Origin of the sequence: Kushneria halocnemicola, assembly GCF_965650455.1 — a bacterium.
GTDB lineage: Bacteria > Pseudomonadota > Gammaproteobacteria > Pseudomonadales > Halomonadaceae > Kushneria.
The window spans coordinates 277,470-294,287 of sequence record NZ_OZ287968.1 but is presented as its reverse complement, the minus strand read 5'-3'; the positions used below and the strand labels follow the sequence as shown (position 1 = coordinate 294,287).

The following is a 16,818-nucleotide window of genomic DNA, read 5'->3' as shown; positions in this document are numbered from 1 at the left end:
CACCGACGCCCTGACGGGCCAATAGAGTTGAGCGGAACAGGCCACGACGCTATTTTGAAGCCAACGATGTCTACCGACAAAGAGCGCTCATGAACATTATCTCCTGGATTTTCGCAAGCATTGCCGTGGGCATGCTGGTCAACCTGATCATCCCCGCGCGCCTGAGCGTCGGTTTTCTCGGTACGGCCGGCATGGCCGTGCTGGGCGGGGTGGTAGTGGCCTTTACCGTCACGATTTTCGGGTTTGCCGCCGAACTCGAATTCGATGTTCGAAGCCTGGCCGCCGCCGTGGCCGGTGCCCTGGGCGCCATCGCCGTCATGACGCTATGGATGATGCGATACAACAAACACTGAACTGCAACAGCACATCTCGATATTACTTTGCAATCAGTGACATACTGCAATGCAACCGGCTTGCCAGTTCGTCACGACGCATCTAGGCTTTGAGCCAGCCCGAAACGGCGTTTAAAGCATCGTCGTTCCGTGGCCCTTTAACGTCCGGTAAGGCAGGACAAGACAACAGCAAGGAGCAGCTGAGTATGGGTATTATCGCGTGGATCATCTTTGGCCTGATTGCCGGCGCCATCGCCAAATTTCTGATGCCTGGCAAGGATCCCGGTGGCATTATCGTGACCATCATCATCGGTATTCTGGGCGCCGTGGTTGGCGGCTGGATCGGTACCGCGCTGGGCTTTGGCAGCGTCGATGGCTTCAATTTCGGCAGTTTTGTCGTGGCCGTTATCGGTGCTGTGGTGCTGCTGTTTCTTTATCGTGTGGTCAAGAAGTAACGCCTGCCCCCGGCGGCTGCCTACGGGCAGCCGCTTTGAGTCCATCACCCATCATGACCCTGCTCCGTTCGACCCCACCCTCGCAGGACCGCTCACCACCCGAGCGACATATCGCCTTTTTACTGATCGAACACTTTTCGATGATGGCGTTTTTTTCCGCCGTCGAGCCGCTTCGAATCGCCAACCGTATCGCCGAACAAACACTTTATCGCTGGACGGTAGTCAGCGTTGACGGTAAGCCCGTCACTGCCTCCAACGAGATGCGTCTGATGGCCGACGCCGCTCTTGAAGACATCGAATCTCCCCATGCGCTGGCGATCTGTGCAGGCTTTACCCCGCTGAAACGGTTGAGCCGCGCCCTGCACCGACGGCTGCACTATCTTGATCAGCAGGGCTGTCGGCTGGGCGGTATCGATACGGGCGCTTTCGTGCTCGCCATGGCGGGGCTTGTTGATCCCGAGGATCGGATCACCCTGCACTGGGAAAGCCTGCCGGACTTCAAGGAGCGATGGCCGCATCTGCAGACCAGTGAAGCCCTGTTCGAGCTGGGCCGAAAGCGCTTTTTCTGTGCCGGCGGCGCCGCATCCATGGACATGAGCCTGGCCGCCATCGCCCGACATCATGGCCAGGACCTGACTCACGCCGTGGCCGAACAATTGATTCATGATCGGGTGCGCAGCCGTGAGGACCAGCAGCGCCTGTCGATCGCAAGGCGGCTGAATCTGCACCAGCGCCCGCTGATCGAAACCCTTCACCTGATGGAGCAGCATCTCGAAAGCCCCATCCCGATCGAGACACTGGCACAACGGGCCAGCGTCTCGCGTCGGCAGCTGCAGCGCCTTTTTGCCGAAGCGCTCGGCAGTACGCCGGCGGCCTGGTATCTCTCCCTGCGTCTGGCCCGGGCGCGCACGCTGCTTGAAGAAAGCGAGATGAGCATCACGGCTATCGCACTGGCCTGCGGCTTCACCTCGGCTTCCGGTCTGAGCCATACCTTTCAGCGCCACTACGCCGTCGCACCCGGCCGGTATCGCCGCTCGAAGGCGCTTTAGGTCAGGACCGGCGACGAATCCCGATACGCCGCCCGGCCTGATCCGGCCAGTGACCCGACTCAACACCCGGCAGTCGTGCGACCCGGGCCGCAATCTCGCCCGGCAAGGCAGCAGCCCGCCCAGTGCGAGTATCGATGCCCATCAGCATCTGCTCACTGGTGGCCAGCCGCTCGCCCTTGTCATCTGTCAGGGTAAAAAAGACATGCAGTCGTTTGGCATCACTTGCCAGCAGCAGCACGTTGCAGTGCACTCGGGCGCCTTCCTCAACCTGCTGTAGGTAGCAAAGATGGGTTTCGAGGGTAAAGATCGTGTATTCGTGGGCACAGCGGCCATGCTCGTCCAGTCCGAGATGGGCCATCAGCGCCTCAACCCCGTGTGAAAAGACCAGCGCGTAGGCGGCATCGTTCATGTGGCCGTTGTAATCGACCCATGCCGGCAGCACGGGCCGTGTCAAAAGCGACAGCGCCATCAGATTCGCCCTCCCAGGCCTTCCTGCTCGGGCCAGTATCGCTCTACCACCTCGAGAAGCTCGCCAAGAAAGCGGTCGCGCCGGGCTTCGAGCTCGGCAACCGACCGGCCGCCGGCCTGGAACTCGCTGCCACCGGCCACCCGGTCGACCAGCTCTGGCGTCAGCTCGGGGGCTTCCAGCCGCGTCCAGGGCTGCTTCAGCGCCGGGCCGAACTGCTCGAGCATATGGCGCATGCCGCCCTCGCCGCCGGCCAGATGAAAGGTCAAAAAGGTGCCCATCAGCGACCAGCGCAGGCCGGCACCGTAGACGATGGCGGCATCGACCTCCTCGGTCGTGGCCACACCGTCGTTGACCAGGTGCAGCGCCTCACGCCATAGCGCCTCCATCAGCCGATCGGCAATGTGACCTTCAATCTCGCGGCGAACGATCAGAGGCCGCATGCCCAGCCGCTCGTAGTGCGTGCCGGCCGCTGCCAGCTGCGTCTGCCCTGTATGCTCGCCGCCCACCAGCTCGACCAGCGGCAGCAGATAGACCGGATTGAACGGATGCGCCACGATGACCCGCCCGGGGGCGTGGCAACACTGCGCCTGAAGCTCGCTGGGCTTGATGCCCGAGGTCGATGACCCGATCAGCACCTGTTCCGGCACGCGGGCATCGATATCGGCCAGCAGGGACTGCTTGAGTGACAGCCGCTCGGGCGCGTTTTCCTGAACCAGATCCGCCCCTGCCAGCGCCTGGTCAAGATCGGTGGTGAAGTAAAGATTGTCGCGACAAGCCCCTTCTGCCAGCCCGCGGCGGCTCAGCGCCGGCCAGGCGGTGTCGATCTGGTTTTGAAGTGTCGTGACTGCCTCGGGATTCGGGTCCCAGGCCTGCACCGTCATGCCGGCCGCCAGCGCCCGCGCGGCCCAGCCGCTGCCGATCACGCCGCAGCCGATCACCGCCATGGTGTCTTGCCTGGTCTGTGCCTGGCTCATGCCTCACCTCCCGGCGAGCGCAGCCCCAGATGCCGGCGCGTATCGCTCGGACTCATGACCCGCCCGCCGAGGGCTTCGACAATGCCGCCGGCCTTCTCTACCAGGCCGGCGTTGTCGGCCTTGATGCCTCTGGAGAGATACAGATTGTCTTCAAGCCCGACGCGCACGTGACCGCCCAGCAGCATGGCCTGCGCCACCATCGGCATCTGCATTCGGCCAATGCCAAAGGCCGCCCAGTGAGCGTTATGCGGCAGCAGATCGCGCATGGTCAGCATGGTCTGCGCCTGCGCCTCGGCCCCCCAGGGAATGCCCAGACACAGCTGAAACAGCGGCGCACCCTCGATCAGACCCTCGTCGATCAGCTGGCGGGCAAAACGGATGTGACCGGTATCAAAGCACTCAAGCTCGGGCTTGACGCCGGCCGAGCGAACCAGGGCTGCCTGTTCGCGCAGCCACCCGGCACTGTTGAGATAGACCATATCGCCGAAGTTGATGCTGCCGCAGTCCAGCGTGCAGATTTCGGGCAGCAGTGCGTCGATCGGCGCATGGCGCTCGGCAGGCGTTTGCAGGTCGCTGCCCGGCCCGGCGCGCAGTACGCCCTTGTCGAGCTCCGGGGAAAGGTCGCCGCCGCCACCGGCGGTCAGATTGAGGACGATATCGGTATCGGCGGCGCGTACGCGTTCCACGACCTCATGAAAATGGTCACTGTCGTGACTCACACCGCCGGTGGCCGGGTCGCGCACATGGATATGCGCGATGCTGGCGCCGGCTCTTGCCGCCTCGATGGCCGCATCGGCGATCTCTTTGGGGGTCACGGGGACAGCGGGATTGCGTGAGGGCGTGTCGCCTGCCCCCGTCACGGCGCAGGTCAAAATGACGTCCTGGTTCATGATGTGTCCTTCGGTGGATGGAGAGGATCTCCAGTATCCGGTGCTCGAAGAACAAACATTTGACGTCAGGTGACGCCCTGATGACGCAGTGCGACATCAGGGCGTCCGGCCGGCACCATCACGGCCTCAGTGGGCGGGGTCGGAAGCGGTGTCAGAGGCGGTTTTGCCGGCGGCGCGGCTCTTGATCAGGCTGGCCACGGTCGTCACCACCAGAATGCCGATAATGACGGAAAGAGACAGGACCGTTGAAATGTGTGGCACCCATTCAAGCGGCTGACCATCGTTGATAAAAGGCAGCGTGTTTTCGACCATGGCGTGCATGACCAGCTTCACCCCGATAAATCCCAGAATCAGCGACAGCCCGAAGCCCAGATACACCAGCCGGTCCAGCAGGCCCCCCAGCAGGAAATAGAGCTGTAAAAGCCCCAGCAGCGCAAAGGCGTTGGCGGTGAAAACGATATAGGGCTCCTGCGTCAGGCCGTAAATGGCCGGAATGGAGTCCAGGGCAAACAAAAGATCGGTCACGCCCAGCGTCAGCACCACCAGAAACAGTGGGGTCAGCACCCGCTTGCCGTTTTCACGTGCCAGCAGACGCTGCTCGTGGAACTGGTCGGTCACCGGCAGGTGGCGCTGGGCAAACTTCACCAGCGCGTTGGGCTCAAAGTCATCGGCATCCTTCTTTTTGTGCTGCGCACTCTCTATCGCCAGCTTGAAGGCGGTATAGAGGAGAAACGCGCCAAAGAGATAAAAGACCCAGCTGAAGCGGTTAATGGCCGCCGCGCCCACGGCAATGAAGATACCGCGCATGACCAGCGCCATGATGATGCCGATCAAAAGCGCCTTTTGCTGATAGATCCGGGGCACGGCAAATTTCGCCATGATGATGGCAAAAACAAACAGATTGTCGACCGACAGGCTCTTTTCGGTGATAAAACCGGCGAAATACTCTACCCCGTGGTCATGGCCCCACACCATCCAGAGCCCGACGCCAAAGACGGCGGCCAGGCTGATGTAGAAGATCGACCAGAGTGCGGATTCGCGCAGGGTCGGCGCATGCGGCTTGCGCACGTGCGAGAAGAAGTCAAAAACAAAGATGGCCGCGAAGCTCGCAACGGTAGCTCCCCAGACCCAGGCTGGAACGTTCATGCATAGTTCTCCGGCAAAGAAGATTTACCGGAGGTCTCTTCCGCCCGATACACGCCATTGACCTTCATGGTGAGACATCGGACCAGCGGCACCGGGCGACTGCCTGATGGCAACAGTTCACCGTGATGACGACACCGCTGTAGAAAAACGCGCGCCTGATCAAAGACACCGCGCCCTGCAGGGAATACTCCCCTCCTTCAACAGCGGCAAGTGTCAGTCAGGTTTTACATCAGCGCAAGCTGATAATTAAGTCTTAAGGTTGTTTCAGGCCCGATACAGTTTGAATTTCCGTGGATCACCGGCTTTGATAAGGAGACGACAATAATAGAAGCCGGAGTCCTGTCATGTCCGCCGCCCCCCTGGTTGCCGCCCTCTCCCGCGCTGATTTTCACACGCGCGCCCGTGCCGAACTTGCCTTCGTCTATGGCGAGCACGCCCCCGACATCCTGCAGCGCCTGGAGGCGCTGATCGCCCAGCATCAAAAAGGGCGTGTCTGCGAGCCGCAGCCGCTGTGGAGCGAGCAGACCCAGATGATGATCACCTACGGCGACAGCATCATTGATGAGAGCGACAGCGCCGCGCTGGACGTGCTGGAGCGCTTTTTGCACGATCACCTTGAGAAGACCTTCAGCGCCGTTCATATCCTGCCCTTTTTCACCTGGAGCAGTGATGACGGCTTTTCGGTCATTCATTACCGCAGGGTCAGTCCCACCGTGGGGGACTGGCCGCAGGTTCGCCATCTGGCCGGGCGCTTCAATCTGATGTTTGATCTGGTCATCAACCACGTCTCGCGGGAATCACTGTGGTTTATCGACTACCTCTCCGACACGCCGCCCGGACGTGATTACTTCATCGAGCTGCCCGAGGACACCGACGTCAAAAGCGTCACCCGCCCGCGCAACACCAAGCTTTTGACGCCGGTCTCGACCCGGCGCGGCATGCGCCATGTCTGGGCCACCTTCTCCGAGGACCAGATCGATCTCGACTTTGCCAACCCCGACGTTCTCATCGAGATGGTCGGCGTACTGCTGTATTACCTGGACCAGGGCGCGCGCCTGATTCGACTCGATGCCATCGCCTATCTATGGAAGACGCTGGGAACAAGCTGCATCCATCTGCCCCAGACCCACGCCATTGTGCGGCTGTTGCGCGCCGTCATGGAGCGTGTCGCCCCGGGCGCACTGCTTCTTACCGAGACCAACGTGCCGCATCAGGAAAATCTGAGCTATTTCGGCAACGGCGATGAAGCCCACATCATTTATCAGTTCACCCTGCCGCCGCTGTTGCTGCACACCCTGACCAATGGAGATGCCCGCGCCCTGACCGAATGGGCCGCCACGCTGCCGCCGCTGCCCGACGGCTGCACCTATCTCAACTTTACCGCCAGCCATGATGGCGTCGGCGTTCGCGCGCTCGAAGGCCTGTTGCCGCGCCACGACATCGATGCCCTGCTGGAGCTGATGCAGCGCTTTGGCGGCTTTATCAGCATGAAGACCGACCCCGACGGGCAGGACTCGCCCTACGAGATCAACATCACCTACTTTGACGCCCTCAAGGGCACGCGACGCGGCGCCGACCCCTGGCAGATTGCCCGCTTTATCTGTTCCCAGACCATCATGCTGGGCCTGCAGGGCATTCCAGCGGTCTATGTTCACAGCCTGCTGGCCACACTCAACGACCACGAAGGTGTCACCCGCACCGGCCGGCTGCGCGCGATCAACCGCAAGCACTGGCAGCGCGAGGCACTCGAGCCGCTGCTGGAGGCCTACAGCACGCCGACGCATATCGTGTTCGAGGCGCTGACGAAGCGCTTGAAGACCCGCCGCCAGGAGCCCTGCTTTCATCCCGATGCATCCCAGAAGATTATCGATCTGGGTCCGCATTTTTTTGCCTTCCTGCGCGGGCCCCTTGCCGATGGCCGCCGCCTTCTCGCCGTGCACAACGTCACCGACCGGTCTCATCCCCTGAGCCTGCCCGAGGCCTGGGCCGGGCACCGCTGGCACGACCTGCTCGGGCGCATCGACCCGAGCGACGACAAGCCGATACTCAAGCCCTATCGCAGCTGCTGGCTGATCAGCGAGGACTAGTTCGAAAGTGGGGACTGCAACCTCCGCTTCACGATGCTGCAACAACACGCTTTCAGGATGCAGGGTGCCCGGTACTGTCCGTGACAGTGCCGGGCCACGACAATCAACAACCACCTGCAAGGACGCCCCATGTCATTTTTCTCCCGGACTCCCGCCCCCTGGAGCTTTCACCAGGAAGCCCAGCAGCTCGCACACGGCCTCGGCGCTCTCACGGGCTGGACCCAACAGTGGCTCTCGCCGCTCGAATCACTGATCACACGCCTAGACGGCCTGCTCGAGCGCATCGGCGACAGCCTGTTCCCCGAAGCGCCGGCCCGGCCCGAGCCGCCACAGGACGTGCCGGTTGACCCGGAGACACCGGCCACCCCCGTGATCACGGTGGACACCGAACGCTCGGAAGGTCTGACCCTCGATGACGCCGGGGCCAGCATCCGGGGCGTGATGGGCGACCCGACCGACCCGGCCTCGACACGCGGCATCGCGTTCGCCTTTACCGATGACGACATGCCGCGCGAGCAGCTCACGGTTACCATCGACAGCAGCGACCCGGGCGTGGCCCGCGCCGCGCTCGACGATCAGGATGTGCTGCGCATCGCCCCGGTCAATGCCGGCAACGCCACCATCACCGTGACGGTCAGCGATGGCGAGCGCGACAGCCAGTACACCATCGACTACGCCGCCGCCGACGGTCGCGATACCAACCAGCAGGCGCGCTTTCACACCGGTGCCTCGGACACCTCGGCTGCCATTGCCATCGGCGAGAGCTTCTTTCTGGCCGGCGACGACGAGGATCAGACCCTGCGCCTTTATGATCGGGACCAGTCCGGCGCGGCGCTGAAATCGTTCGATCTCAATGACGCCCTGGGCCTGAAAGACGGCGACGAGGTCGACATCGAATCGGTGGCCGATGTCGGCAACGGGCACTACTACTGGCTGGGGTCGCTGGAAAACAGCGAGCGTTCGATGATTTTTGAAACCCGCGTGACCGGCGACAGCGTCGAGGATCTCGAGGTGACCGTTACCGGGCAGTTCAGCGGGCTCCATGAGGCCGTCATGCGCTGGTCGGCCAGCGAGGCCCCCGGACTTAACCTGGCCGACGGCTTTCAGGTCGAAGGCGCCCTCTATCGCGACGGCACACTCCATCTCGGCATGCGAGAGCCCATCGGCGATGATGGCCGGGCCAGCGTGGTCACCGTGACCAACGTGGACGCGCTGATGGCCGCCGGCAGCGCCGACGGTGCTGAATTCGGCGCGCCCCTGCGCCTTGATCTGGACGGCCGCACGATTCGCGACATCACCCCCATCGGTGACGGCACCCACCTGATCAGCGCCGGCCCCGCCGAGGAGGACGACGGCGACGACACCAACAACGACTTTCAGCTCTACCGCTGGGATGGTGCCCATAAGGCCGTTCCGGTCGAGGGGGTCGATCTCAACACCAACGTTGAGGCCACCGGCGGCACCGCCGAAACCCTGAGCAACATTCGCGTCAATGAAGACGGTTCGGTCAGCCTGGATGTCGCCTACGACAATGGCACCAGCGACTGGTCTGACGATGGCACCCGCTCCAAGGATCTCGACGAGGACCTTCAGACCTTCACCTCCAGCACGCTGACGTTCGACGCCCTGCCGAGTCTGGCACCGGAACGCGGCGATATTGCCCTGACCGCGATCGACACCGAGGCCGATACCTTCAGCCTGGTCGCCCTCTCCCCCGTAACGCCCGGCGCTACCCTGACATTTGAAAGCGGTGGCGAGCCGATCACCTGGACGGCCCCCGAGAATGGCGTGCCGGCCGGCGCGCTCATCGACAGCGAACAGCTTGACGTTCGCCTGCCGCTGTCCCTTGATGCCGGCCTGACGGTGCGCGATGGCGAAGGCACCCCCCTGTATCGTCTGGGTAGCGACGACGGCGCGGATCTCTCCCTGCCCGCAGGAGAGACCCAGTGGCACTACGCCGGCGACCGGGAAGGCAGCCTTGAGGACCTACGCGAGGCGCTGGGCGACAGCGATGCCTGGCAGACCGGCGCAAGTCAGGAGGGCAACTTCACCGTCAACACCGGCCACATTCCGCTGCCACCGCCCGAACCACAGGATCTGGGCATCGCGGTCACCGAAATCTGGCCCGGTCAGAACGGCAGCAACCTCTCCGAGGACTGGTTCGAAATCGTCAATACCGGCAGCGACACGATCGATTTCACCACCACGCCCCTGTACTACGATGATGACAGTGCCGACCCCGATGATGCCGTCATGATTGAAGGTCTCACCACACTCGCCCCCGGCGCCACGGCCCTGGTGGTGGCCAACGGTGACGAGGCCGATGTTGCCGAGTTCCGCAACGCCTGGCAGAGCACCCTTGAGGACAGCACGGTCGAGATCGGCCATACCGGCAGCGCCGCAGGCCTGGGCCAGGGCGGCGATGAGGTCACGCTGTGGCTGGGCGAGCCCGGCCGCGAGACCCTGGCCGCCCGCGAAGCCTACCCGGATACGACCGGCTTTGACGGCGCCTCCTGGGATGTCATTCATCAGCGCTTCACCACGCGCGACAACGGCGGCGTGGTCAGCGACACCTTCGGTGGTGACGACGGTGACATGCCGGCTGTGGCCGCCCCCGGCCGCCAGCCGGGCAGCGACGGCGAAACGGACATGTCGAATGCAGGCCTTTTGATCAGCGAATACGTCGAAGGCAGCGGCTACAACAAGGCGATCGAGCTGACCAACCGCGGCGGCAGCGATCTGTCGCTGACAGGCTTTACGCTGTCGCTCTACTCCAACGGCAACACCGAGGCCAACGCATCGCAGGATCTGGATCAGTATGGCAGTCTGGCCCCCGGTGGCACGCTGGTACTGGCCAACAGCCAGGCCGATCAGGCGCTGCTCGATCGCAGCGATGCGACCAGTGGCGTGACCAGCTACAACGGCAACGATGCCCTCGTGTTGACCAACGGCGCGGGCGAGATTCAGGACATTGTCGGTACCGTCGGCGATGACGCGTACTTTGGCCGCGATATCACCCTGCGCCGTGACGAGGCCGTCACCGAGGGCAGTGACCGCTTCGACACCGACCAGTGGCAGGAGTATCCCCAGGACACCTTCGATGGCCTGGGCGGTGACGGTGCCGGCGATGCGCCCGACAGTGATGCCCCGGGCGATACCCCCGACAACGAAGCGCCGGGCAATGACCGCCCGGACAGCAACGGAGACCCTATGGACCTTCCCCCCGTGGAACTGATTTCCACCATTCAGGGCAGCGCCATGAGCAGCGAACGCGCCGGCGATGAGGTCAGCCTCGAGGCGATCGTGACGCTGGATGCCCGCGACGGCATGAACGGCTTTTTCCTGCAGGAGGAGGACGCCGACCGCGACGGTGACAAGACCACCTCCGAGGGCATCTTTGTCTACCTGCCCGACGACAGTGACGTGGCCGACTTCACCGTGGGGGACCGGGTCCGGCTGACCGGCACGATCGAGGAGTATCAGGGCAAGACGCAGCTGAGTGATATCGCCGCACTGGAAGTCACCGGCCGAGACCAGCCACTGCCCACGATTACCGAGTTGGACCTGCCGATCGACGACAAGTCGTCTCTGGCCGCGCGCGAAAGCATGCGGGTGAGCTTTCAGGGCGAGGACGGCGCGCCGCTGACGGTCACCGACACCTATGAGCTGGGGCGCTATGGCACGGTCACGCTGTCCGCCGACGGGCGTTTGCAGCAGTTCACCGAGGTCAATGCCCCGGACCAGGTCGGCAACCAGCAGTGGCTGGACCAGCTTGAAAGCCGCTCGATCCTGCTCGATGACGCCAGCAGCGCGCAAAACCCGGAAGAGATTCTATTCGGCCGCGGCGGCGAGCCGCTTTCGGCGGACAACACCCTGCGCGGCGGCGATACGCTGGATCAGGCCACCGGCGTGCTCGATTTCGCCTACCAGCAGTGGCGCATTCAAAGCGACCAGGGCCTCGACTTCCAGCCCGCCAATGCGCGCCCCGAGCAGCCCGATGCCCAGGCGCTGGGAGATGCGCCGCTCAAGGTCGCCTCCTTCAACGTGCTGAACTACTTCGAAACGCTGGATCAGTCAGGCAATCAGATCACCACGCCCGAGGGCACCGAACACAGCCCGCGCGGCGCCAACAGTGAACAGGAGCTGGCGCGCCAGCAGGACAAGCTGGTCAATGCCATTGTGGACAGCGATGCCGATATTGTCGGTCTCAACGAGATCGCCAACGACGGTTTCGGCGCCGACAGCTCGATTGCCGGGCTGGTCGAGGCGCTCAACGCCCGCAGCGATGACGGATGGGACTACATTACCCCGCGTGATGACAACGGCAACGTGGTCTCCCCCGGCAGCGACGCCATCGCCGTGGGTCTGATCTATCAGGGCGACAGCGTGACCCCGGAAAACGATGCCGCGGTCAACACCAGCGGCGCCTTTGCCACCGGCAACCGGGCCCCCATGCTGCAGACCTTTCAGGACAATGACAGCGCTGAGAGCTTCTCGATCGCGGTCAACCACTTCAAGTCCAAGGGCAGCGTGATCAACGGCGAAGAGGCGATCGGCGACGGCCAGGGCAACAACAACCCGACCCGGGTCGAGGCCGCCGAACAGCTCGCCGCCTGGATCGAGACCGACCCGACCGACAGCGGCAACAGCGATGTCCTGATCATTGGCGATCTCAACAGCTACGCCATGGAAGACCCCATCACCACGCTGACCGGTGAAGGCTATACGCTACTGGATAACGACTACTCCTACAGCTATGACGGCCAGTGGGGGTCGCTGGACCACGCCCTGGCCAGCCCCTCGATGAGCGATCAGGTCACCGGCGTCACCACCTGGCACATCAATGCCGATGAGCCGACGGTGCTCGACTACAACACCGAGTACAAAAGCGCCGAACAGGTCGAATCGCTCTACGATGACAGCCCCTTCCGCGCCTCGGATCACGACCCGATCCTCATCGGCATTGACCCCGGTGCCGATACCCAGCAGGCCGTCGGCTTCTGAAACGACTCAAAAGGAAGACGTAAAAAAGGGCGCCCTTCGGGGCGCCCTTTCTGATGCTGTCTTTCTTGTTATCGCAGAACTGACGTTGTTGTTGTTTTGATCGATGGTGTTCTGAGGAATGTTGTTTTAAGGGTGGGCGTTCTGATCGATTGAAACCGGTGCCCCGAGCGGGGCACCGGCTCATTGGTCGATGATCAGGCGACCGCCAGCTCGCTGTTCTGCAGCTGGGTGTCCACGCCCATGACCTCGGCGGCAGGCAGATCGGAGAACTCAAGCCCCATGGCCGTGGCCAGGCCCTGACCCACTTCGGTGTTGTCCAAAAGGCCTGCAAAGATGTCCGAACCCGGGCCGGAGGCGTACAGCGGCACGTTTTCCGCCGTGTGGTTGCCGGAGCTGAAGCTGATACCGCCCTGGGCGTTGAGCGTCTGCGTCAGAGCCGCAAGACCGGCATCTGCATCATCAGCCGACAGGATCGTGTCCAGCTCCTCATCGGTCAGCTCAACGCTACCGCCGGTCATCTCGGCCACGGTGCTTTGCATGATCCCGGCCGCGCCGGCATCATCGCCGGCGGCGTCAATGCGCTCGCCGGCCTCGTCGTACATCTGCTCGTAGGTGGCGGTGAAGTTTTGATAGATCGAGGCGTTGTTGTCCTGCGTGGACTGTGCCGACATACCGCCGGTTTCGTGATCAGGCGCAATCACGATCAGGGTGTCCGGGTTCTCCTCGGAGAACTGCTGGGCCGTTTTCACGGCATCTTCAAAGGCCAGCGAATCGTTCATGGCCCAGCCGGCATCGTTGGCATGACCGGCCCAGTCGATCTGGCTGCCCTCGACCATCATGAAAAAGCCGTCTTCATTCTGCGACAGCGTATCCAGTGCGGTCTGGGTCATCTGAGCCAGCGTGGGCTGGTCATCACCGCTTTCGCCATAGCTGGTGTCCATGGCGTCATCGGCAAAAAGCCCCAGCAGGCGATCGCCTTCCACGCTTTCCAGATCAGTGGCATTGCCGACGAAGGTATAGCCCTGCGACTCGGCCTGAGCCAGCAGGTCGCTTGCGGCCATGCCACCGTCCTCTTCAGAGGTGAAGTACTGCAGACCGCCGCCCAGCATCACATCCAGCTGATCGTTGCCGATGAACTGCTCGGCAATGGTGGTGGCATCGTTGCGATCGGCCACGTTGGCGCCGAATACGGCAGGTGTGGCGTGCGTGACCGAGGAGGTCGAAACCACGCCGGTGGACTTGCCAGCCGCCTGGGCCAGATCCACGATCGATTCCAGATCCTGACCGTCCGGTGCGGTGGAGATCCGGCCATTGTCGGTTTTTTGACCCGTGGCAAAGGCCGTGCCCGCCGCCGCCGAATCGGTAATCAGCGAATTGGCGGATTCCGTCTTGATCGCACCGGTCAGCATGTTTTCGGCATCCCAGGCCGGCACTTCTTCACCGCCCTTGAAAGTACGAAAGGCCGTGGAGTAGTCCGTGCCAAAGCCGTCCGGCACCATCATGATGACGTTCTGGGCCAGACCATCATTGGCCGGCACTTCCGGCTCGGGCGACGGCATGCCCGGCATTTCCGGCGACTGGCCCGGCTGGTCATCCTGACCGGCCAGCACATCACGGAAGGCATCGCTCAGCTGGCCCAGCGCCTGGCTGTAGCCATCCAGAATCGATTTCGTGGCATCCAGAAAGGCCGGGACCAGCGCTGGCTCGGACGCCCAGGGCGTGTCGTTGCCGGACCACAGGCCTGAAAGCGGTGACAGGGACTGAAAGGGAGAGAACATGGCGGAAGACGCACCATCCATGGTCATCGCGTTGCTGCCATACAGTGAACCGGTGTTGCCGTACATGCCGTTGCTGTAGCCGAACATCGTCATTCTCCTGAGTCGTTATGTGCCCGAAACCGGGCCATGCGCGCTTTAATGAGAGTGACCTTCTCCGTGACAGAATCCGGACAGCGTTGTCCGAACAACAGGGTCTGGAGCTCAAGGCCCGGGTCTGAACCACCCGCCCGGACATGTTCGCCCGCCACTCATGACGGTTTGCCTGCATCCAGATGACCACGGCGTTTAAAGACGCAATGATTGGCAACAGTATGTAAGTATTTTTTACGACGACACCTCAACACCGCCTAGCAACGAGGTGTCATCACGGGGCGGGGTGGCAGGACGCAAGCCATACGCGCTTTTCACGGCCATTTTAAATCGCCCCTACACATCGCCGGCGTTGTCGGCTTCCACGGCGTCATACATGCGCTCGAGCATATCCGGAAAGGCGGACTGCACCCGGCTCCAGCTGGGGATAAAGGGCTTGTCGCGGGGGCTTTCGAGAAAGGCGACGCCGGCTTCCATGATGCTCTGGGCAAACAGCTCCACGGCCTGCTCCTCGCTGTGCCGATCGACCTTGAGGCCGTTCATCATCGCATCGTGGTAGTAGTTCTCGATGATATCGAGCGCGGTGCGGTAGTAGGTGGCCTTGAGCGTTCGAAAGTGGGCCTCGTTCATGGTCACACCCAGCGTTGCCAGCTTGCGATAGAGCGCCTTGGCGATGTCGGTGCTCATTCGGTAAAGCCCGGTGGAGGCGTCTTCCGGCGACAGCGGCTGATGCTTGTGATCATAGTTGTCGGCGATATCGACCTGACACAGCCGCTTGGTGGAGTAGTTGCGATGCACTTCCGAGAGCACGCCGATTTCCAGGCCCCAGTCGCTGGGAATGCGAATGTCGTTCAATACGTCGGCGCGCATGGCGAACTCTCCCGACAGCGGATAGCGATAGCTGTCGAGATAGTTCAGATAATCCAGCGGGCCATGGATCTTTTTCAGCGCGCGCAACAGCGGTGTCACCATCAGCCGCCCTACTCGGCCATTGAGCTTGCCGTCCGCGATGCGGGCGTAATAGCCCTTGCAGAACTCGTAGTTGAAATGCGGATTGGCGACCGGATAGAGCAGGCGCGCCAGCATCGAGCGATCGTAGGTGGTGATATCACAGTCGTGCAGCGCGATCGCCTCGGTACGGCCTGATGAGATGGCATACCCCGAGCAGAACCAGACATTGCGCCCCTTGCCCGGCGCCTGAGGCGAAAGCGATTCGGCGGCAAGCTCGGCATCCAGCGCCCTGAGGCGCGGGCCATCGTTCCAGAGGATGCGGTGACGCTGGGGCAGCCGGGAGAAGAATTCCCGGGCGTGGAGAAACTGGTCCCGGTCGGCCCGGTCCAGCCCGATGATGATCTCGTCGAGATACTCGACCTGCGAGAGCTGATCGATAATGCGGGTAAGCGCCGGGCCTTCAAGCTCTGAAAACAGCGAGGGCAGGATCAGCCCCATCGGACGGCGCTTCGAAAACCCCACCAGATCACTTTCCAGCGCTTCAAGCGGGCGCCGCGTGAGGTTATGGAAGTTGGTAATGATGCCGTTTTGATAAAAATCGCTCATCGTCTTTCCCCTGTCGCTGTCAGCCCAGCCAGTGATCAAGACCTTCCGACCAGCCTGCCGGGCCCTTTTGTGTTGTTGTATAAAGCTGGACAGTCTCGGCGATATTGATCGTCAGGTCATGCTCGCCGCGGATCAGCACCGCCCGGTCAACGCTTTCCAGCATCGCCACATCGTTGGGGCCATCCCCGAGTCCGATGGTCATTGGCCGCCGCCCCTTGAGCAGGTGATAGCGGTCCACCAGCCAGGCTATTGCACGCCCCTTGCCGCTGTTGTCGCCCAGTACATGATAGAAGCGCCCGCCGCGGGTCAGGGACAGCCCGGCCCCGATCAGCAGCAGCCGAAAGCGTTCGAGCGCCTCGTCGGTGTCTTCCCAGATCAACGGCTCGGAGGCCTCTCGAAGATGGGCAAGCTCGGCGCCCTGGCTATCCAGGCCGGTATGCTCGGCCACCTCCTTGATGCTGAAATCGCCAAAGCCTCGAAAGCGAAACCTTTCAGTGGACCGGATGGCCTCCAGCACGTCACGGATTCGCCGATAGGGCACTCCCAGCACGATATCCGCCCAGCCCCGATCATCGGGCGTTTCGTCAAGACACCAGGAGGCCGGTAGATGAATGGAGGCACCGTTTTCGGTGATAAAGGGCGAGACCAGTTCCAGCGTCTGATGCAGCACCATGACCTCGGCCGCCGTCTTGCTGGTGTTGATGATCAGCGGCACGGCGTCCTTTTTGAGACGGGCAAGCCAGGCCAGAGCCGGAGTGTAATCATAGCTCGCATGATCCAGCAGAGATCCGTCCAGATCCGTAAACACCAGCAGCGGCGGTTGTGGCGTTGATGTCATGGTGTCAGCTCTATAAGAAAAGGCCGTTATCGGCGACAGAAAAATCAGAATAGTCTGTATGAACTTAAACACATCATATAAGGCGCGGGCAGTAAAGATGACCTGCTCGTGTCAACCAGGGTTGTCGTCAAAAATGAAACACCGGGATG

The 16,818-nt window shown here is 62.3% G+C and carries 12 protein-coding genes; 5 read left to right on the top strand and 7 right to left on the bottom strand.

All coding sequences use genetic code 11. The annotated features are described in order from the left end of the window. Positions 1-89 precede the first annotated feature (89 nt). The 3 genes from ACS92L_RS01235 (at position 90) to ACS92L_RS01225 (ending at position 1,836) form a co-directional block, all read left to right on the top strand. A complete protein-coding gene (locus ACS92L_RS01235) occupies positions 90-353 on the top strand; it encodes a hypothetical protein (protein ID WP_438766494.1) in 264 nt (87 codons plus the stop codon). Between the two features lie 185 nt (positions 354-538). Next, positions 539-787: a GlsB/YeaQ/YmgE family stress response membrane protein gene (locus ACS92L_RS01230; RefSeq protein WP_438766493.1), complete on the top strand. Its 249-nt coding sequence runs from the start codon at positions 539-541 to the stop codon at positions 785-787. Positions 788-840: 53 nt separating this feature from the next. Next, on the top strand, positions 841-1,836 hold the full coding sequence (locus ACS92L_RS01225; protein WP_438766491.1) for a GlxA family transcriptional regulator: 996 nt from the start codon (positions 841-843) through the stop codon (positions 1,834-1,836). A gap of 1 nt (position 1,837) precedes the next feature. Here the strand turns inward: ACS92L_RS01225 and ACS92L_RS01220 are convergent, their stop codons facing one another. The 4 genes from ACS92L_RS01220 to ACS92L_RS01205 all read right to left on the bottom strand — a co-directional run bounded on the left by ACS92L_RS01220 (position 1,838) and on the right by ACS92L_RS01205 (position 5,315). Then, the gene (locus ACS92L_RS01220) at positions 1,838-2,305 is read right to left on the bottom strand and encodes a thioesterase family protein (RefSeq protein ID WP_438766489.1); all 468 of its coding nucleotides are present in this window, start codon (positions 2,303-2,305) and stop codon (positions 1,838-1,840) included. After that, a complete protein-coding gene (locus ACS92L_RS01215) occupies positions 2,305-3,279 on the bottom strand; it encodes a 3-hydroxyacyl-CoA dehydrogenase NAD-binding domain-containing protein (RefSeq protein WP_438766488.1) in 975 nt (324 codons plus the stop codon). The genes ACS92L_RS01220 and ACS92L_RS01215 overlap by 1 nt, the downstream gene beginning before the upstream one ends. Further along, entirely contained in the window at positions 3,276-4,169 is an 894-nt protein-coding gene (locus tag ACS92L_RS01210; protein WP_438766487.1) for a 3-keto-5-aminohexanoate cleavage protein, read from the bottom strand. The genes ACS92L_RS01215 and ACS92L_RS01210 overlap by 4 nt, the downstream gene beginning before the upstream one ends. 126 nt (positions 4,170-4,295) lie before the next feature. Continuing rightward, positions 4,296-5,315: a TerC family protein gene (locus ACS92L_RS01205; protein WP_438766486.1), complete on the bottom strand. Its 1,020-nt coding sequence runs from the start codon at positions 5,313-5,315 to the stop codon at positions 4,296-4,298. A 344-nt stretch (positions 5,316-5,659) separates the two neighbouring features. On the opposite strand from ACS92L_RS01205, the gene ACS92L_RS01200 reads away from it, so the two are divergent. Further along, positions 5,660-7,402 carry a sugar phosphorylase gene (locus ACS92L_RS01200; RefSeq protein WP_438766485.1) on the top strand — a complete coding sequence of 581 codons (1,743 nt, stop codon included), beginning with the start codon at positions 5,660-5,662 and terminating at the stop codon, positions 7,400-7,402. Positions 7,403-7,531: 129 nt separating this feature from the next. After that, positions 7,532-12,406 carry an ExeM/NucH family extracellular endonuclease gene (locus tag ACS92L_RS01195; protein ID WP_438766484.1) on the top strand — a complete coding sequence of 1,625 codons (4,875 nt, stop codon included), beginning with the start codon at positions 7,532-7,534 and terminating at the stop codon, positions 12,404-12,406. 194 nt (positions 12,407-12,600) lie between these two features. On the opposite strand, the gene ACS92L_RS01190 is transcribed toward ACS92L_RS01195, so the two are convergent. The 3 genes from ACS92L_RS01190 to ACS92L_RS01180 form a co-directional block, all read right to left on the bottom strand. After that, positions 12,601-14,271: an alkaline phosphatase gene (locus ACS92L_RS01190; protein ID WP_438766483.1), complete on the bottom strand. Its 1,671-nt coding sequence runs from the start codon at positions 14,269-14,271 to the stop codon at positions 12,601-12,603. Between the two features lie 339 nt (positions 14,272-14,610). Next, positions 14,611-15,831 (bottom strand): glycosyl transferase, encoded by a 1,221-nt coding sequence (locus ACS92L_RS01185; RefSeq protein ID WP_438766482.1) that lies wholly within the window; start codon positions 15,829-15,831, stop codon positions 14,611-14,613. Between the two features lie 19 nt (positions 15,832-15,850). Continuing rightward, positions 15,851-16,669, bottom strand: coding sequence for an HAD-IIB family hydrolase (locus ACS92L_RS01180; protein ID WP_438766481.1), 819 nt, complete (start codon positions 16,667-16,669; stop codon positions 15,851-15,853). Between the last annotated feature and the right edge of the window lie 149 nt (positions 16,670-16,818).